This window comes from Clostridium sp., from assembly GCF_016650035.1.
Lineage (GTDB): Bacteria > Bacillota > Clostridia > Clostridiales > Clostridiaceae > Clostridium_AD.
The window spans coordinates 12,716-31,442 of record NZ_JAENWM010000005.1 but is presented as its reverse complement, the minus strand read 5'-3'; the positions used below and the strand labels follow the sequence as shown (position 1 = coordinate 31,442).

At 31.8% G+C, this 18,727-nt stretch carries 18 protein-coding genes; 13 read left to right on the top strand and 5 right to left on the bottom strand.

Annotation, left to right across the window (positions count from 1 at the left end; all coding sequences use genetic code 11):
* Positions 1-13 precede the first annotated feature (13 nt).
* A complete protein-coding gene (locus JJD95_RS02095) occupies positions 14-478 on the top strand; it encodes an Lrp/AsnC ligand binding domain-containing protein (protein ID WP_291639872.1) in 465 nt (154 codons plus the stop codon).
* 78 nt (positions 479-556) lie between these two features.
* Here JJD95_RS02095 and JJD95_RS02090 read toward each other — a convergent pair whose 3' ends face one another.
* Positions 557-2,200: an ammonium transporter gene (locus JJD95_RS02090; RefSeq protein WP_291639870.1), complete on the bottom strand. Its 1,644-nt coding sequence runs from the start codon at positions 2,198-2,200 to the stop codon at positions 557-559.
* 327 nt (positions 2,201-2,527) lie between these two features.
* Between JJD95_RS02090 and JJD95_RS02085 the strand changes: the two genes are divergently transcribed.
* The 4 genes from JJD95_RS02085 (at position 2,528) to JJD95_RS02070 (ending at position 7,192) form a co-directional block, all read left to right on the top strand.
* Positions 2,528-3,448, top strand: coding sequence for a DMT family transporter (locus JJD95_RS02085; RefSeq protein ID WP_291639868.1), 921 nt, complete (start codon positions 2,528-2,530; stop codon positions 3,446-3,448).
* A 138-nt stretch (positions 3,449-3,586) separates the two neighbouring features.
* On the top strand, positions 3,587-4,276 hold the full coding sequence (locus tag JJD95_RS02080; RefSeq protein ID WP_291639866.1) for a response regulator transcription factor: 690 nt from the start codon (positions 3,587-3,589) through the stop codon (positions 4,274-4,276).
* A gap of 4 nt (positions 4,277-4,280) precedes the next feature.
* Positions 4,281-5,669 carry an ATP-binding protein gene (locus tag JJD95_RS02075; protein ID WP_291639864.1) on the top strand — a complete coding sequence of 463 codons (1,389 nt, stop codon included), beginning with the start codon at positions 4,281-4,283 and terminating at the stop codon, positions 5,667-5,669.
* Between the two features lie 38 nt (positions 5,670-5,707).
* Positions 5,708-7,192 (top strand): hypothetical protein, encoded by a 1,485-nt coding sequence (locus JJD95_RS02070; protein WP_291639862.1) that lies wholly within the window; start codon positions 5,708-5,710, stop codon positions 7,190-7,192.
* Positions 7,193-7,227: 35 nt separating this feature from the next.
* Here the strand turns inward: JJD95_RS02070 and JJD95_RS02065 are convergent, their stop codons facing one another.
* Positions 7,228-8,163, bottom strand: a complete 936-nt coding sequence (locus JJD95_RS02065; RefSeq protein ID WP_291639860.1) for a polysaccharide deacetylase family protein — start codon at positions 8,161-8,163, stop codon at positions 7,228-7,230.
* A gap of 350 nt (positions 8,164-8,513) precedes the next feature.
* On the opposite strand from JJD95_RS02065, the gene JJD95_RS02060 reads away from it, so the two are divergent.
* The 4 genes from JJD95_RS02060 to JJD95_RS02045 all read left to right on the top strand — a co-directional run bounded on the left by JJD95_RS02060 (position 8,514) and on the right by JJD95_RS02045 (position 11,734).
* Complete coding sequence (locus tag JJD95_RS02060; protein ID WP_291639858.1) at positions 8,514-9,860, top strand: MATE family efflux transporter; 1,347 nt, start codon at positions 8,514-8,516, stop codon at positions 9,858-9,860.
* A 94-nt stretch (positions 9,861-9,954) separates the two neighbouring features.
* Positions 9,955-10,443: an RNA polymerase sigma factor gene (locus tag JJD95_RS02055; protein ID WP_291639856.1), complete on the top strand. Its 489-nt coding sequence runs from the start codon at positions 9,955-9,957 to the stop codon at positions 10,441-10,443.
* Complete coding sequence (locus JJD95_RS02050; protein WP_291639854.1) at positions 10,440-10,970, top strand: zf-HC2 domain-containing protein; 531 nt, start codon at positions 10,440-10,442, stop codon at positions 10,968-10,970. The genes JJD95_RS02055 and JJD95_RS02050 overlap by 4 nt, the downstream gene beginning before the upstream one ends.
* 5 nt (positions 10,971-10,975) lie before the next feature.
* The gene (locus tag JJD95_RS02045) at positions 10,976-11,734 is read left to right on the top strand and encodes a hypothetical protein (RefSeq protein ID WP_291639852.1); all 759 of its coding nucleotides are present in this window, start codon (positions 10,976-10,978) and stop codon (positions 11,732-11,734) included.
* A 124-nt stretch (positions 11,735-11,858) separates the two neighbouring features.
* Here JJD95_RS02045 and JJD95_RS02040 read toward each other — a convergent pair whose 3' ends face one another.
* From JJD95_RS02040 to JJD95_RS02030, 3 genes are all read right to left on the bottom strand, one after another.
* Entirely contained in the window at positions 11,859-12,389 is a 531-nt protein-coding gene (locus tag JJD95_RS02040; protein WP_291639850.1) for a GNAT family N-acetyltransferase, read from the bottom strand.
* A 45-nt stretch (positions 12,390-12,434) separates the two neighbouring features.
* Positions 12,435-13,199 carry a DUF975 family protein gene (locus JJD95_RS02035; protein ID WP_291639848.1) on the bottom strand — a complete coding sequence of 255 codons (765 nt, stop codon included), beginning with the start codon at positions 13,197-13,199 and terminating at the stop codon, positions 12,435-12,437.
* 111 nt (positions 13,200-13,310) lie between these two features.
* Positions 13,311-14,597, bottom strand: coding sequence for a L,D-transpeptidase family protein (locus JJD95_RS02030; RefSeq protein ID WP_291639847.1), 1,287 nt, complete (start codon positions 14,595-14,597; stop codon positions 13,311-13,313).
* 488 nt (positions 14,598-15,085) lie between these two features.
* Here JJD95_RS02030 and JJD95_RS02025 point away from each other — a divergent pair, with 488 nt between their 5' ends.
* From JJD95_RS02025 to JJD95_RS02010, 4 genes are all read left to right on the top strand, one after another.
* A complete protein-coding gene (locus JJD95_RS02025) occupies positions 15,086-15,865 on the top strand; it encodes a hypothetical protein (protein WP_291639845.1) in 780 nt (259 codons plus the stop codon).
* A gap of 17 nt (positions 15,866-15,882) precedes the next feature.
* Positions 15,883-16,359 carry a YbaK/EbsC family protein gene (locus JJD95_RS02020; protein WP_291639843.1) on the top strand — a complete coding sequence of 159 codons (477 nt, stop codon included), beginning with the start codon at positions 15,883-15,885 and terminating at the stop codon, positions 16,357-16,359.
* A gap of 222 nt (positions 16,360-16,581) precedes the next feature.
* Entirely contained in the window at positions 16,582-17,880 is a 1,299-nt protein-coding gene (locus JJD95_RS02015) for an FAD-dependent oxidoreductase (RefSeq protein ID WP_291639971.1), read from the top strand.
* 145 nt (positions 17,881-18,025) lie between these two features.
* A complete protein-coding gene (locus tag JJD95_RS02010; RefSeq protein WP_291639841.1) occupies positions 18,026-18,712 on the top strand; it encodes an ABC transporter ATP-binding protein in 687 nt (228 codons plus the stop codon).
* Positions 18,713-18,727: the final 15 nt, after the last annotated feature.

The following is an 18,727-nucleotide window of genomic DNA, read 5'->3' as shown; positions in this document are numbered from 1 at the left end:
GGGAGATGATGTTATGGGATTAACTATTCCAGGCCTAGATGATTTAGATTATCAAATATTAAATGTTTTAATTGAAGACTCTAGGACACCTTATCTTGAAATTGCAAGACGATTTCATGTAAGTGGAGGCACAATTCACGTTAGAATGAACAAAATGCAAGAAATGGGATTAATAAAAGGTGCACGACTTATATTAGACACAAACAAACTTGGATATGACGTATGTTGCTTTGTTGGAATCTTTCTTGATAAAGCATCTTCATACCCTGAAGTACTAGAACAATTGAAAGAAATAAAAGAAATAGTGGAGTTACATTATACTACAGGTGGATATTCTATTTTTATTAAAATAATCTGTAAGAGCATTCCTAGTCTCCAGGATTTGCTAATGAATAGGCTTCAAGTAATTTTAGGAATTCAAAGGACAGATACTTTTATTACCTTGTCACAACCTATAGATAGGAATATATCACTTTGATTTAAATTATAGAAGCTGACACCACTTTAAAATGATGTCAGCTTCTGCTAGTTCAAAATAACTTTGATTTTTTTATAACTATTTTATAGCATCAAAATCTTCTTCATCAGTCCTGATTTTTATAACCTTTGCTACATTAAATACAAATATTTTACCATCACCGATATTCCCAGTGTATAAAGCCCTTTTAGCTGTTTTAATAACTAAGTCTAGTGGTACTTCGGCAATCGCTATTTCTACCTTTAGCTTTGGATGTAATTTCATTTCAAGTTTAACACCTCTGTAGAATTCTGTATAACCATTCTGCATCCCACACCCCTTAGCATTCATTACTGTCATACCTGATATACCAATCTTCTCCATATAATCTTTAAATGTATCAAATTTGTCTGGGTTCATTACTGCAACTACTTGTCTAACCAATCCATCTGAAACTTCATCGCCATTCTCAATGCTAACTGGTATTGCTTCAGATAACGGTACACTAAATTCTGCTGTAATCGGCATAAAGTCAGCATAAGAACTTAGTAATCCATGTTCTTCAATATCAAGACCTGCGATTTCTTCCTCTCTAGATACTCTAAGACCAACAGTAGCTTTAATTGCATTAAATACAATTGTCATAGTAATTGCAACCCAAGCGATTACAGCTACAACTCCAATTAATTGAACTCCAAGGAAACTAGCACCATGACCATAGAATAATCCTTGATCTAATGAGAATAACCCTACTAATAAAGTACCTGAAGCACCGCATAGTCCATGAACTCCAATAGCACCCACTGGATCATCAATTTTCAAAGTTTTATCTATAAATTCAATACCAAATACAACTATGAATCCTGCAATAAGACCTATGAATGCTGCACCTATTGGTGATACAACATCACACCCGGCAGTTATTGCAACGAGCCCTGCAAGCGCTCCATTAAGTGTCATTGAAACATCTGGTTTTTTATAACGAATCCAAGTTATAAACATTACTACTGTAGTAGATACCGCTGCTGCTATATTTGTAGTAACAAATATTTTACTCATTAAGAATATAGTATCATCACCAGTCGCAGCTAATGTAGATCCCCCGTTGAATCCAAACCAAGCAAACCAAAGAATGAATACTCCCAGTGCTCCAAGAGTTAAACTATGACCTTGAATAGCCTTTGAATTTCCTTTTTTATCATACTTACCAATACGAGCTCCAAGAATCTTAGCTCCAACAAGAGCTGCAACTCCACCGACCATGTGTACCGTAGTAGACCCTGCAAAGTCATGGAAGCCTAGTTGTGATAACCATCCACCACCCCATATCCAGTGACCTGAAACAGGATAAATAACTGCACTAAGTACCGCAGAATATATTAAATATGATTTAAATTTCGTTCTTTCTGCCATTGCTCCAGAGACTATTGTTGCAGCTGTTGCACAAAATACCGTTTGAAAAATCAAAAATGCATATGTTGGTATAGTTGATGAATAATCACCTTGCACAAAAAAATCTAATGTACCAATAATTCCATATTTACTTGCTCCAAACATAAGACCAAATCCTAAAACCCAAAACCCTATTGTTCCGAGTGCAAAGTCCATTATGTTTTTCATTATAATGTTTCCAGCGTTTTTCGCCCTGGTAAAACCTGTTTCTACCATTGCAAAACCTGCTTGCATGAAGAATACTAAAACTGTTGCTAATAAGACCCAAATGGTATCTACTGATGAATACATAAAATTTCCCCCTTAATATTTAATTTATATTTACAATTTATCCGTTGATAATATGATAATATATTTAAAGTATTATTGCAATATGTTTAAGGAAAATTAATAAAGTTTATCATTTAAACAATAGAGTGTCGTTTACATTATCATAATGTTAAAAACAAAACTTAATTAGCGGCATTTTTTATTGATATCATAATTTAATTTACGATATTAAGGATTTTAGGACCGGTGTGTATTATAATTAGATTAGAAAGGAAGGCAAACAGCCTTCTTTTTCTATGCATCACAAAATATGGTGAGGATGAAAAATGAAAGGGGGAGCTGAACAGTATGACTAAGACATTTAATAAATCATATATGGTTATGATTCTAGCACTTATAAGTTGTTTTTTATGGGGAAGTGCGTTCCCGTCAGTAAAGACAGGGTACAAGCTGTTTTTCATAAGTGGAAGCGATACCTATAAGGTTATACTTTTTGCAGGCGCTAGATTTTTAGTTTCTTCCATTATGATATTTATATTTTGTATTATAACAGGAAGATCTTTAAACGTAAGAAAGAAAGACATATCTAAGATAGTCCTTTTAGGACTTTTACAAACTTCACTTCAGTATATATTCTTTTACATAGGTCTCTCAAATACCAGTGGTACGAAGGGTGCTATACTGGCGTCTACAAGTACATTTTTTAGTGTTATTATAGCCCATTTTTTTTATGAAGAGGATAAGCTTAGTTTTCGAATAATAGTTGGAGTTGTGCTTGGATTTATAGGTGTAGCTATTGTAAATATCAATGGTAGGGGAATTCAAGGTGGATTTTCACTTTCTGGAGATGGGTTTATAATAATTTCTAGTTTGGTAGGAGCCTTAGCTAGTATATACACGAAAAAGATTGCAAAGGATATACCAATCTTTGTGATTACAGGGTATCAGCTATTAATTGGGTCTATATTATTAATATCCACAGGATTTCTGGGAGGAGCAAGGGGACTTGATTTTAGTCCTAAAGGAGCAGTACTTCTTTTATACCTGGGATTTATATCCGCTGCAGCTTTTTCTATATGGACAGTATTACTTAAATATAATGGAGTAGGAAGGGTAACTATATATAAATTTTCTATACCACTATTTGGTGTGTTTTTATCCTATGTTTTCCTTGGGGAAAGAGTCATTGGATTTAAAGTTATCATAGCTGTTATTTTAGTTATAGCTGGCATAATAATTATTAACACAGAACCCAAAATTAGCAATTGATAGTTGTATTAAGAGATTACAAAATAATTACAATATTACTGCTTTCAATACTTCATAGGCCTATTATGTTATAATCAAATTAATAATATAGAAAGCAAAATGCATTAGAATATTGAGTTCTATGTATGAGGTGAAATTATGAAAAAAAAAGTACTTCTTATAGAAGATGAGGAATCAATTAGAGGTTTTATTAAAATTAATTTTCAAAGGAATGATTTTCTAGTATTTGAAGCCGTATCTGGGGAAGAAGGGATAGAAAAAGTAAATGAGGAAAAACCTGATTTAATAATTTTAGATATTACTCTTCCTGGTATGGATGGATTTAAAACCTGTGAAATTCTAAGAAATAGTTTTCCGGATTTGGGCATTATCATGCTTACGGCTAGAGGCCAAGATATGGATAAAATCATGGGCCTTGAGTATGGTGCTGATGATTATATGGTAAAACCATTTAATCCACTAGAACTTATTGCAAGAGCAAATGCCCTACTTAGACGAATGAATAATAGCGAAGATAAAAATCCTGAACAATTAATATCAGGGTGCTTTATCATAGATACTGATTCAATGAAGGTATATAAAAATCATCAAATTCTAGATTTAACTCCTAAAGAATACTTGCTTTTGAAGACCTTCATGGAAAATGAAGAAAAAGCGTTTAGTAGAGATGATTTATTAAACACAGTATGGAGTTATGATTACTTTGGGGACACTAAAATTGTAGATGTTAATATACGACGTCTTAGAGAAAAAATTGAAACTACCCCTTCTAAACCTGAGTATATAGAAACAGTATGGGGTTTTGGGTATAGATGGAAAAAGAGGTGATATTTTGAGAGGTATAAGAGCCAGACTTATTTGGAGTTATCTATTAGTGATAGTTTTCACTGTAATCACCTTAGAAATTGTTCTTACTGTTTCTGTAGGTAAATATTACTACAAGAACATGGAGTCACTCCTTTCAAAACAAATTAAGAGCTCAGTTGATTTTTATAACAATAATTTTGCTTCATCTAGTTTAAAGGAAAATGTGGAGAATAACGCGGATATTTTTTGGAAAAATACCTCCGCAGAGGTCCAAATAATTGATAACTCAGGAATGATGCTAATGGATTCCATTGGTAATTTTGATTATAAGCCCATCCAAGATGATGATGTTAAGAAAGCATTGCAAGGTGAACTTGGAACTTTTATTAAGAAAGATAAGGCTACAAAAGAAAATTTTATGTACGTTTCTTACCCCTTAAAATCCTATAATAAAATAGAGGGTGTTTTACGTTTCGTTACGCCTTTATCTGAGGTAGATGCACTTATACGTAAAATAATATTTCTTTTCTTAGGAGTTGGAACGTTGGTTATTGTGATTTCTGGTGCTTCTAGTATATTCATTTCCAATACTATTGTTGGGCCATTAGAGGAAGTGAAAAACCTGGCTAAGAAATTTGCATCTGGAAACTTCACTGAAAGACTTAAAAAAAGAAGAAATGATGAAATTGGAGAACTATCCGATACATTTAATTTTATGGCAGAAGAAATACAAAAAAATCAAAAATTAAAAAATGAGTTTATTGCGTCTGTTTCTCATGAACTTAGGACGCCCCTTACATCTATAAAAGGGTGGGCGGCAACTATTAGGTCTGGAACGTTAGAAGATAAAGAAGAAATTTTAGACGGACTTAATATTATAGAAAAGGAAAGTGATAAACTTACGGAAATGGTGGAAGAGTTGCTAGACTTTTCTAAATTTATATCTGGAAAAGCACCACTTTCAAAAGAATATGTAAACATTCAAAATATTATAGCCTATATAGAAAAACAATTTATGCCAAAGTCCATACCTCGAAGTATTGTGTTTACTTGCAAAACACAAGAAAATTTACCTCCGGTTTTTGCAGATAAAAAAAGGCTAAATCAAGTTATTATTAACATTTTAGATAATGCTTTCAATTTTACAAAAGGAGGGGGTAATGTAACACTCGAAGCATACACTTCCAGTGATAATATTTGCATTATTATAAAGGATAATGGAGTAGGTATTCCAGCAGAAGATTTGCCTAAAGTAACAGAAAGATTTTTTAAAGGAAGAACAAGTATGTCACAAAATGGAATAGGACTCTCTCTCTGTAAAGAAATTATAGAAATGCATAATGGTAAACTTGAGATTTTAAGTGAATACGGAACGGGTACAGAGGTTAGAATATCATTACCGTTAACAACATAAGAAATAATACAATTAAAATGTATAAGAGGTGACTCTAAATGAAAAAAATATTATGTTTATTTTTTATTCTATTTTCTATTATAATTTTTATATGGAGTCAATATGTAGGATTAACTTTAAACGCTCAAGTATTACATAAAAAACTCACTGTATCTCCTCTAGAAGGGAGCTGGATAGTAGAAAAATATGTTTCTATTGATGGTGCTACAATAGATGAGGGAAAGGCAAAACAATTAATTGGACAGGTTGCTTATTTTAGTGGAACTACAGTTGATTTTAATGGTAACACCTCCAAGGAATCTAAATATAAAGTAAAATCTGTGGACACTAGTAGTTACTTTTGGAATGTTATAAAGATAAGTGCTAAATCTTTAGGGATACAAAATGATAATGTTCAAATTATTACCATTAACTCCGATGATATTTTTTATGATGAGTACATAAAGCTTAATGATGTAACTTTGATAAAAAAATATGAGGGCATTTTGCTATATTTTCATAAAGATAAAGAAACTAGTGCCAATCTTACTCATAATAAAGATAAAGAAGATAATACGAAAATTTTAATAAGCAAAGCAGAAAAAGAAATAAGATCTAAGTCAGGACTATTACTTGGACTAAGGTATAAAAACCCTAAAGTAGAAGCTGGAGGGAGCAAATATTTATATAAAACCCTATGGATTAGTTCAGTAAATGATAAAATTATTCCTATTTCTGAAACTAAAGATTTGCTACTTCCAAGGCAAGATGGATTTTGGAAAGTAGGGATAAGTAAGAAAATAGAAAATGGAGTTGCTAAGGGTGTACTTTGGACTTATCCAGTTAATTCAATTGATCCTACTAAACCGATAGATATATATTCAAAGCAAATAAAGTACAGCAAAACAGAAGGCAATATTACTATTAAATTTTTAGGTAGTAATTATGTTTCTACAGAAAATATACAAGGGGTAAATAACAATAATTTAGAAAAAGATTACTCTAATAATCAGCTTAAAATACTTCCAATAGATAATCTAATGGGAGAATCCATAAAACTTACAAGTATACTAGGAAGGGAAATAGAAAAGTCCACTTTGCCAGGTGCAATTTTAGATATATCTAAAAACTTTCAAGAAAAAAGCTTGAAAAATGTGGATGCTAATTGGGGTGTAATAAGAAGAAATGGACGTTGGATACTAAGAGGAAGAATGGAGACCAAAATAAGTAGCGAACATTCACTTGTAGATTTTGATATTTCTTATGCTACACCTAAATCTTTAACTACATATGATAATTTATTTCCTTCTTTTAACATCATAAAAACAAAGGTTCCTAGTGCAGTGGATGCTTATTCTTCGCCTAATAGAGACTTTGTTGTTGTTCTAACTTCTACAAAATTAATGGCTTTTAGTATAGAAGGAAATAACCTCAATGAAAATTTGCTGACTTTGGAGCTTAAAGCAGGAGAAATACCAGTAATGTCACATTGGGCTACTGGTAGTTATGTGGATGATTGGCAAAAGAAAATAAATAAGTACTAAATTTATATGCAGCTAGAGCGTATAAATTTAGTACTCTATTTTATTATTCCAAATTCATATCCTTGATCTATTAAATATTCTATAATTCGAGGTAATGCATAAGCGGTTTGCATTTTACCGTAGGTGTCATGCATCAGTATAATTACTTTTGGTGTTGTTCCAACTTGTTCCTTTAATATGTCGAATAACTCTTTTGAACTTTTATTCCGCCTACCTGCTGCGTCTCTAATTTCAACATTCCAATCTACACTAAACATGTTTTTTTTCGAAAGTCTTGCATTAAGCTCTGGCAAATTTGGATCTTTATAATATGTTCTTGACATATATCCTCCTGGAAGTCTTAAAAGCCTTGTATTAAAATTATTACCAAGGATGTTTTTTAATGTTTTATCGTTTTTATTTACATCCTTCATGAAAACAGGTACATTGACCTTATTGTTTGGGAATAGCATATTGCCTCTATTATGAGAATAAGTATGATTACCTATTGCATGTCCTTCATTAAATTCACGTTTTACTAATTCTTTGCTTTTTTCATTCTTCTCTACATTTTCCCCAAGCAAAAAAAATGTTGCTTTAATGTTATACTGTTTTAAAGTATCTAGTATCATCGGAGTCACGGTAGTAGATGGACCATCATCAAAGGTGAGAAAGGCTGTTTTTTTGCCAGCATTTTTTTCTTTGTAATTTGCTATGGAACTTACTTTTTCAGCATCATAAATATTTTTTTTGCCTTCTTCATGTTCAGGAGCGATTTTTATTGGTTTATTACTGATTTTATTATTTTTTTGTAATCCACCATTAATTGTAGTAGTAACTGCTATAGTTACAGGTTCTGCGTTAACGTCTTCTTCATCAAAAATTTTGACTATTGCGATGGTAACTATTAATATTAAAAAAATACAGCTAAAGAATAATTTTGTTTTTATAGTTTTCTTTTTAATTCTTTTGTTTTTATTGATAATCCCCACTCCCTTAACATCTTATTTGTAAATAACAACTAACAATAGTTATTATAATAACATGGCTATAAGGCTTGTCCATATTTGTAATATTATAAACCTCAATGTAGAATGATGTTATATCTATACATTTATATTACTACTTATATGTATTCCATAGATTACAAAATTGTTACAATTATATAACATATTATCGTTAAATGTTTTGGAAGATAGTAGCGTTTTTGACAACATTCTGAGCATGTGTTATGATTAAAAAGTTCATCGGAGGGTATATAGATAATTATATGCTGGATAAGATGGTTGGGTAAAATCAACTGTCTTACCCAGCATTTTTTTGTTTTTAGGAGGTATACGTTATGGAACAACATAGCAATTTAACAGAGGGAAAGGTTATTCCCACACTATTAAAATTTGCATTACCATTTTTATTAGCCAGTTTGCTTCAGGCACTTTATGGTGCAGCGGATTTGCTAGTTGTTGGTCGATTTTCAAGTTCAGCGCAAGTTTCTGCTGTGGCCACAGGAAGTCAGATTATGCAAACAATCACAGGTGTTATTCTTGGATTAACAACAGGAGGCACCGTTTTAATAGGTCACTATTTAGGAGCAAAAAAATCTAAAGATATTGCAGAGTCAGTTGGAACTATCATTTGTATATTTGGTATTATGGCTGCTATTTTAACTGTGACTATGGTTCTGCTTACAGGGACTATTACAAATTTAATGAATACGCCTATGGCGGCAGTTGAACACACAAAGCAGTATATTCTTATTTGTTCTTATGGTATTCCGTTTATTATCGGTTACAATGCGCTAAGTGGCATTCTAAGAGGACTCGGCAATTCAAAAGCACCATTATTCTTTATAACAGTTGCTTGCATAATTAATATTGTCCTAGATTTAATTTTAGTGGTTGGTTTTCATATGGGAGCATCAGGAGCTGCTATTGCTACTATAGCTGCCCAAACTATTAGCTTCATACTTGGAATATTCTACATAAAAAATACGGGGGTTACCTTAGAATTTAATCGTAGTCATGTTAGAATAGAAGAAAGTAAGGTAAAAAAGATATTTAAGTTAGGATTACCAATTGCATTGCAGGATGGTTTAATTAATATTTCTTTTATAATAATTACAGCAATTATTAATAAAATGGGACTTATTGCATCTGCGTCCGTAGGTGTTGTAGAAAAAATAATTGTATTTACAATGCTTCCAACAATTGCATTTGCTTCAGCCATTGCAGCAATGACAGCTCAGAATATGGGAGCAAGAAAACAAGTAAGAGCAAAACAGTGTTTGTATATAGGAATGGTATGTTCTTTAGCTTTCGGTATAATATTCTATGCATATGTTCAAGTGAATCCAACTTCACTGACATCATTGTTTTCAAAAGATACAGAGGTGATTGAAACAGCTGCATTATATCTAAAATCATATAGCATCGACTGTATCTTGGTATGTTTTGTATTTAGTATGAATTCATTTTTCAGTGGTTGTGGTAATTCTTTATTCCCAATGATTCACAGTCTGATTGCTACCTTTATAATTCGTGTTCCGTTGTCATTTATTTTGAGTGAAATGGAAGGCATGACGCTATACGAAATTGGGTTTGCTTCTCCGTTAGCAACATTTGCATCACTTGTGATGTGTATAATATACATGAAGTCTGGAAAATGGAATAATGATCAAATTATTGATTAAGAAAGTGATATATCGTAATCTCAATTAAAATAGTTTTTTATATATGTAACGTTTTAACAAAAAATGTGGCTAATTATATGAAAGGGGGATTTTAGTGAAGCAAATAGAGAATTTTTATATAACTTATAAGCAGGATGTTTATGTGTATCTGCTTTCACTGACTCATAATCCTATACTTTCAGAAGATTTATTGTCAGAGACTTTTGTGAATTCAATATCATCTATTGGAAACTTTAGGGGGCAATCTTCAGTGAAAACATGGTTGTTTTCTATAGCTAGAAATTTATGGCTTCAAAGCATTAGGAAAGAAAAACATACAGTTGAATATAATGACCTTTTAGAAATTTATGTATCATATAGTATAGTAGAAAAATTGATTAAAAAAGAGTTCGTAAAAAGAATAAAGACTCTATTACTGGCAAAAGATGAGCGTACTCAAAAGATAGTAAACATGCGAGTTGAAGGTTATAGCTACGGTGAAATTGCCAAAGAAGTGAATATATCAGAAAGCTCAGCAAGGGTTGTTGATTTTCGTACAAAAAAATATATTAAATCTAACTTAGAAAAGGAGGGACTATATTGAATATATCTTGCAATGTAATACTGGATTTAATACCGCTTGTAAAAGATGGAGTTGCAAGTGATGATAGCACTATAATAGTGAATAAGCATATTAAAGCTTGCGCCAGCTGTAAATCGGAATTTGAAACTCTTGATGTCATAAACCCGATGCAATCTTCAATAAAAGATAAAAAGGTAATTTTCGCTATGAAACGTAGTATTTTTGTAACACAAATTATTATTCTTATGGCAGGGGGGGTTCTTGGGGTGGCACTCTCAAATTCTATGGGAATGTTTTATAATTTTATGATAATGCCTATATTAGGTGGTGTTTCCGTGGTAGCACTTAAACGTAAATGGTATTTAACTCCTATTGTAATTTTCATAGTTTCTTATTTATGGACAACTATAAGTGAAATAGTGCCAAATGGGTTTGAATGGATTTTTCTATATAGTGGATTATATTACGGTACTATATATACTGTTTTAGTCTTACTTGGGGTTCTCATTGCAATGCTTTTAAAAATTACATTTAAAAAGGAAAGGTGAATATAATGAAAAGTAAAAAGGGGCTAACCTTTAAAATAATTGCGGGAATAATAGCTTTAACGCTTATTGGTTTTATACTTCTGATTACTAATGCTACAGTTGGTAATCCAATTACAAAAGGCATGGCGAATAAGGCTATTAAACAATATGTAGATAAAAACTATTCCTCAATGGACCTTGAAATAGAAGACGCATATTATGAATTTAAGGGTACATCATATATTGGAATGGCTAAATCTAAAACAAGTATTGATACTAAATTCTCGGTCTATTATAAAAACGGTAAAGTTCAATGGGATAATTATGAAAGCAGAGTACTAAGTCTATGGAATACAAGAGAAAGGTTATCCGAGGAATATTCTGCTATTGCAAAAAATATTATTTCCAAAGATCTTGGGTATGATAAAAACACTACCATGATGTATAGTAAGTCAGATAAGGGGGAAGAATCAATGCTCACTTTAACCCTTGATATGAAATTTGACAAAGAATTATTTCTGATTTCAACTGTTGTAATCCGACTTGATTCAAAAGAAAATTCAATGGAAGCAATGGCAAAAATTTTGACGGATGCCCACGAGGCATTTGTAAAGAACGATTGTATTTTTGAAAATTATAGCTTGAGTGTTCAGAACAGTTCAACTAAATATGTATATATAAGTGCAGTTACACCAGCAGACATTGAAAGTGGCAATCTTATAGCGCTACTTGAAAAGGCTAAAACGAATCGATCTGGAGGTGAAATGAGTGTTTTAGTTCATTAGGTAAGGATTAAATAAAATTTAATTGAAAAACCCTAAATTCATCAATAATTTAGGGTTTATAATTATATATTTATCACTTATATTATCAATTTGACTATTTATGATATAAACCATATTATAAAAATCAATACATATAACCTAACATATCTAAGTACCCATCTTTCCAAACTCTGTTTCCGGTTTGCTTAATCATTAACTCTTTAATTATATCTTCTCCGATACCTAATGTTTTATGTTCATCTATTTTAGTCCACTTACATGTGTTATTTACTGATATGAAATCATTTTTTATATAAAATGGTTCAATATCAGTAAATAACAGTAAAAAATCCAAACTATGAGCTGCTGAGAAACTTTCAATTGTTTGCAGTAATATAGAGGCTAGACCATTACCTCTATATTCTTCTTTTATACAAATATCTACAATGCCTAATACCCTTATAATCATACCATTTAAATTCATCACTCTATAGTCCAAGCCTACATGTCCAATCAAAATATCTTTGTCAAATGCTAAATATCTAAAATGAGGTATTTGTTTATAGTATATTCTATCTTCTGGATAGATATATGGAAAACACTCTAGGAGTAAACTTTGTATTCTTTTTTCTAATTCAACATCAATATCATACTCGTTTATTTTTGTAATCTCCATTTTAAAACTCCCTTTAAAAAAAAATAATTTTTTATCCATAAAGAACTAAAAAGTCTGCTTTAATTGAAGTTCCTCATAGCTGCAAAGACCTTGATTCAGAGCATTTTGGCGTAATTCTAGATACAATTCTGCTTTTGTAGCGTTTTCATAAGGCATAACAAATAGTACTCCGACGAAAAATAGTAAGGCACCTAATAAATACCACCCGATAAATGAAAGATCTAATATCCACATATCTAGTTTTTCACCGTCGGTCATTTTATCACTTAATTCTAGTGCGCGTTTGTAATCAATGTTTGGATTGTCAGATAATATATAGGGTACCATTCTGTAAGCATATGTTTTTATAATTCCTGGTATGATAAGTAACAAGAACCAAAGAAAGGTTACAATACTTCTCCAAAGCATGGTTTTTATGATATTAAAATACCTTCCAAAGCCAAAACCATATCCTAAATAATTCAGATTTATATTATTTTGTGCTGATTGCACAAAGTAACGTCTTCCACCTACTTCAATGGGATATCCTAATAGTATACGAAGTGCAAATACAAATACAAATATTGTAATTACAGCCATGAAAGTAATTAAAAGCAGAAATGGGAATATACTAGTAATATTTTCACTAAAAGGATTAAAGCCACTGCTTGGTGTTTTATTACCAAAACTCCAGTTGAAGTTGTTTATGTCAATAGAACTATTATTGGTGCCACCAATAATTGCTAAAACTAAACTAACTATAAATGCATTCCAATAAGAAATTTTTAAAACTGCCTTTGCTCTATTTTTTAAGAGTTCACGAGTCCACATTTTTTATCCCCCAATATAATTTATTCCATTGATATCTATAATCATAACTCATCTTGATTAAAGTAACAATAACGTGTTAAGAAAAATGAGGCGACGGATGCCGCCTCACTATCAATTGTAACAAACAACCGGGATACCTGCCTCGATGTTATTAAAGATTGCTTTTGCTAAATAGTATGGCGAATTTATACAACCATGAGACCCGGATGTCTTATATATATTTCCTCCAAATGAACCTCGCCAATTTGCGTCATGAATTCCTATACCTCCGTTGAAGGGCATCCAAAAGCTAACAGGAGCGGCATAATCTGCACCTCTTAGAACAGCGTCCTTTTGTTTGTATTTTAATTTATAAATGCCGTCTGGTGTTGTATGATTAGAGCTTACATTTCCTGTAACAATATCTCCTTGTGATATTAGAGTGCCATTTTTATAAAACCATAAATGTTGATTTGTAAGATCTATTTCCACATAGGTATTCCCAATATCATTATCACTATGAGAAATTGCAGTTTGAATGTATACTGGTTCTTTTGCTATAATTTGACCTGCTTTTAGGGCAGTAATTAAAGCTTGCGTCTCTTTAACTCTGTTAATGGACCAACCATAATCACCGCCGCCAACATTTATTGTCTTTCCATGTGATGTATTAAAATTTCTCATAGCGCCGATGGTATTATGTTTTTTTGAAAGTACATCTACGTAGTTTTTGACTTCACTCTCATTAAATGTGACTTTAAGATTCTCGTCAACCGTAAGCCACTTATTTATTGTAGAACCATCTAATGTTTCTTTCTGTTCTCCAAAAGTATAGGTGATTTTTGAAAAAGCATATTTGTTAAGTGTGTTTAGAGTATCTATAGTTTTTTGAGATTTTGAAGTATATTGCGGCTTAACATAGCAATTAATTGACTCCAAATCTATTGTAGTTTCCTCTTTAAGGATTGCAGCCGCCACATATTCATATAAAATGTCACTACTTACCTTCGTTCCATCAACTTCACCTACAATTACATAGCCATTATCTGTATACTTAAAGCTAGCATTTTTAGGTTCAACTATGTTACTGCTATCAAAACAAGAAAGCTTATCCAATCGGTCTTTTAATAGTAACTTGTCATATTTAACTCCTTCTGTCATTTGAGAATCTTCTGTATTAAAAACTGCTAAAACCCATTTATAAGGATTCTGTCTATCTTTAAAATTCTTAAATTGCCCATCTGAATTATAACTTAAACCGACTTCATCCCCTCTAATTTGTTCGTTTTTACCTTCTCGTTCTTTTAAATTTATAGTATAAGTATGAAGCTCAGAAGCCAACTTTTCATTTACTACCTTAACATTTTCTCCTGAAACACTAATGCAATTTATTGAAGAACCAAAATAAAAATGATTCATGAAATATATTGCCATCCCAAGATATATAGTAAGTAAAGCCCAAAGAGAAATTATAATCCCTGTAACAATTTTTTTATGTTTTTTTAATGACCTTATTATTGGATTTTCTAATTCACTTCCCGTAATGCTCCCCCTTAATAAAATTAGTGCGTGCCATTTTTGTGGCTACATTTCAATATGTGTTCACATTTCATTTTATGTACCAACTTTCGTATTTAAAACAGTTATTAGTAATATTAATTACAAATACTGGTAAGCAAAAAGTACACTTATGGTTTATAATAAAAACAATATACAGAAGTAATAATTTTGATAGCAGGAGTGAGGTTATAGCACTGTCCAAAAAGGCTGGTATTAACTTAACGGTATCCGATTTGAATTATTGTCTCTAAATGTTATAAAATTTGTTATATTGTTTAATATTTAAAATATATGTTATCATATAGGATGTAAGGAAACTATAATTCATATCAAAAGGGGAAATCGTAGTGAAAAAACGCCACCTATTAGTAATAGCTCTAATAATTAGTTTATTATTTGGGGCATATAATTTTATTGTTTTAAAGGAACAAAAGAAAAACGCAGATGAGTTATTTATATTTTGTTTATCGAATGCACAAGCCAATTTTACGTCAGACTACAGTGAATTTGATGATAATGATATTATTTTTTATTATATGCACACATGTGCTTACTTGCATACAGCTGTATATACCTTTGGTTCCACTTCATATGCGAGTATTGAAAATCATAAGCAATTATCTGATTCAATAAGTGAACTTTTGAGGTATATGGAGGATATTGATAGGGTTGAGAGTAGGTGGAAAGGATTTCCTGAGAATTGGAATCTTATTAATGAATATTTACATTATATAGTTATAAATCCAAACGATAAAAAAAATACTGAAGCACTTTACAAACTTAGTCATAATTTACTTTGTGATCTTCATGATGTTGTAATAAATTATGAAGGCACTAGTCCCAATTGGACTGTAGACTATAAAATTGATGGTAATGAGGAAGCACATGACACTTATTACACAATAAAATACATTGGGAAGGGTGATGACAAGGTAGAGGATGTCAATTACTCAATAGACAGTTCGAACGAAGGAGAAGAGGGCGAATTCACACTAGACAATACTATGGTGCATACTGGAAAATTGAAATTTACTGTAGGAATGCCAAAATCAACTGATAGAGATATTACAATAGATATTGAATGGAATGGAAAGAAAGAAACGTTAATATTAAATAAGTCTAAATAAAGAAAGGATGATAAATTATGTCAATAGAAAAAGTACAAGAGTATTTTAAAAAATGGGGTAAAGATAAAGAGATTTTAGAGTTTGAAACCTCTAGTGCAACAGTCGAACTTGCAGCACAAGCACTAGGTGTTGAGGGAGCAAGAATTGCTAAAACTATCTGTTTTAAAGATGGAGGCGGTGCCATGTTAATAGTTACGGCAGGAGATGCAAAGACAGATAACAGGAAATTTAAGGATGAATTTGGTTTTAAAGCAAAGATGATGTCACCAGATGAAACACTTGAGTACACAGGACATGCAGTAGGTGGAGTATGCCCCTTTGGCATAGAAAATGATGTGCCTGTATTTTTAGATGAATCTCTTAAGAGATTTGAAACTGTTTATCCTGCCTGTGGAAGTAGCAATTCAGCTATTAAACTAACATGCGAGGAACTAGATAAGTATTCACAAAATAAGAGGTGGATAGATGTCGGTAAAGGCTGGGATTTACCATAATATCGAATTTTTAAACTTAAAAAAAATTTATTAGTATTAAATTCATATAAATCGATAACTACTATATATAAGTATTTCTACGTATTTGCAACCATAAATAGAAGCATCTCATTAAAGTAAAATTTAATGAAATGCTTTTTTGTTTAGAGTTCAAAATTTGAGATGAGTAATAAAAGTACAGCTATTGCAATAGAATTTAAAGGAGTCTAAACCTATATATGTATTGTAAGGGAGGTAAATATTTTGAAGGTTATAGTAATTGGTGGTGGATGGGCTGGATGTAGTGCAGCAATCACGGCAAAAAAAGCTGGTGCAGAGGTAGCTTTATATGAAAGAACTGATATGCTTTTAGGTCTTGGTAATGTAGGTGGCATAATGAGAAATAATGGAAGATATACTGCGGCAGAAGAAATGATAGCGCTAGGCACAGGAGAATTAATAAATTTGACTGATCAAAATAGTAAGCATAAAAACATAGATTTTCCAGGGCATAAAAATGCTTGGCTTTGCGATACAAACAAGATTGAACCAGCAGTGGTAAAATATTTAAAAGATATGGACATAGAAGTAAACATGATAGCAAGAGTAGTAGATATTAAAATAGAGGATAGTAAAATTAAAGGAATATATCTATCTGATAAGAGATATGTGGAAGCGGATGTATTTATAGAGACTACAGGTTCTACAGGCCCAATGAATAACTGCACTAAATATGGAAATGGATGTGTAATGTGTGTTTTGAGATGTCCAACTTTTGGTGGAAGGGTAAGCATAAGTAGTAAAGCCGGCATTGAAGACTTAAAAGGTGAAAGGGAAGATGGAGGATATGGTGCTTTCAGTGGCTCTTGTAAACTAGCTAGAGGTTCTTTATCAGCAGACATTGTAAAGACGCTAGATGAAGTAGGTGTGGTCGTTATACAAGTTCCTAAGGAGGATATAAATTTAGATAAACTTAAACTAAAGGTATGTCAGCAGTATGCACTAAAAGAGTTTGCTGAAAATATAATTCTAATAGATACAGGGGATGTAAAACTTATGACCCCATATTACCCATTAGAAAAATTGAGAAAAATAAAAGGGTTAGAAAATGTAAGATATATAGATCCATATTCAGGGGGAATGGGAAATTCCATACGATATGTATCTATAGCCCCAAGAACAGACGACATGAGAGTTGTAGGTATTGATAATCTGTTTTGCGCAGGTGAAAAGTCTGGTTTATTTATAGGCCATGCAGAAGCAATGATAACAGGAGCTTTAGCTGGTCAAAATTCGGTAAGAAACTATCTGGAATTGCCACTTTTGATATTGCCGAGAACACTAGCTGTTGGAGATATTATTGCCTATGCAAATGAAAAAATAAAAACTAAAGAAGGGAGGATAAATAGATATACATTTTCGGGAGCAGAGTACTTTAAGAGAATGCAGGAGATAGGACTTTATATTTTGGATATAGATAAAATTAAGCAAAAGGTAGAGCGTTTAAATTTAACTAATATATTTAATGAAAAATTCATATAAAGTTAGGGAGCAATTCCTATTAGGTTATCTTACAAAACTGTAAGATAACCTTTCGTATTTGTAAGCGTAGTGATATGGAGTGTGAAGGTGGAGAGAAGTATAATATGCTTATAGTGATGAGAAAACAAGAAAAGGGGAGATATAAATGGAAGTTTTAAAGGTTGAAAATTTAAATAAAACTTATGGCAAAGGTGAAAATAAGGTAGAGGCACTTAAAAATATTAATTTATCAGTGGATAAGGGTGAGTTTGTAGCAATAGTGGGAGCATCGGGTTCTGGAAAAAGTACACTTCTTCATTTGCTAGGTGGTTTGGATAGACCAACAGATGGTAATGTAATCATTGATGGGGAAAGCATTTACCATTACAAGGAAGAAAAACTTGCAGTGTTTAGAAGAAGAAAGATAGGTTTTGTATTTCAATTTTATAATCTGTTACCTATATTAGATGTGGAAGAAAATATAGCCCTTCCAGCCTTACTTGATAATGATAAGGTGGATAAAATATATTTAGAAGAGCTTATAAAAGTACTCGGACTTAGCGAGAGAAAAAATCATCTTCCTTCAGAGTTATCAGGTGGGCAACAGCAAAGGGTATCAATTGGTAGAGCAGTTTTTAATAAGCCATCAATAATACTTGCAGATGAGCCCACAGGAAATTTAGACAGTAAAAGTTCAAAGGATGTTATAGAATTATTAAAATTTACAGCTAAAAAATATAATCAGACACTAATACTTATTACCCATGATGTTAATATAGCAGCTATGGCAGATAGAGTTATAACCATTGAAGATGGCGAAATAATTGGTGATAAGTGTTTGAAAGTAAGCTAGGGGGGAGGGGAAAAG

Bases quoted from the DNA above. Each gene is read 5' to 3' on its own strand.
- JJD95_RS02045 (WP_291639852.1), top strand. From the start codon at position 10,976: ATGAAAAGTAAAAAGGGGCTAACCTTTAAAATAATTGCGGGAATAATA.
- JJD95_RS02085 (WP_291639868.1), top strand. From the start codon at position 2,528: ATGACTAAGACATTTAATAAATCATATATGGTTATGATTCTAGCACTT.
- JJD95_RS02035 (WP_291639848.1), bottom strand. From the start codon at position 13,199: ATGTGGACTCGTGAACTCTTAAAAAATAGAGCAAAGGCAGTTTTAAAA.
- JJD95_RS02010 (WP_291639841.1), top strand. From the start codon at position 18,026: ATGGAAGTTTTAAAGGTTGAAAATTTAAATAAAACTTATGGCAAAGGT.
- JJD95_RS02020 (WP_291639843.1), top strand. From the start codon at position 15,883: ATGTCAATAGAAAAAGTACAAGAGTATTTTAAAAAATGGGGTAAAGAT.
- JJD95_RS02080 (WP_291639866.1), top strand. From the start codon at position 3,587: ATGAAAAAAAAAGTACTTCTTATAGAAGATGAGGAATCAATTAGAGGT.
- JJD95_RS02040 (WP_291639850.1), bottom strand. From the start codon at position 12,389: ATGGAGATTACAAAAATAAACGAGTATGATATTGATGTTGAATTAGAA.
- JJD95_RS02060 (WP_291639858.1), top strand. From the start codon at position 8,514: ATGGAACAACATAGCAATTTAACAGAGGGAAAGGTTATTCCCACACTA.
- JJD95_RS02090 (WP_291639870.1), bottom strand. From the start codon at position 2,200: ATGTATTCATCAGTAGATACCATTTGGGTCTTATTAGCAACAGTTTTA.
- JJD95_RS02070 (WP_291639862.1), top strand. From the start codon at position 5,708: ATGAAAAAAATATTATGTTTATTTTTTATTCTATTTTCTATTATAATT.
- JJD95_RS02030 (WP_291639847.1), bottom strand. From the start codon at position 14,597: ATGAATCATTTTTATTTTGGTTCTTCAATAAATTGCATTAGTGTTTCA.
- JJD95_RS02095 (WP_291639872.1), top strand. From the start codon at position 14: ATGGGATTAACTATTCCAGGCCTAGATGATTTAGATTATCAAATATTA.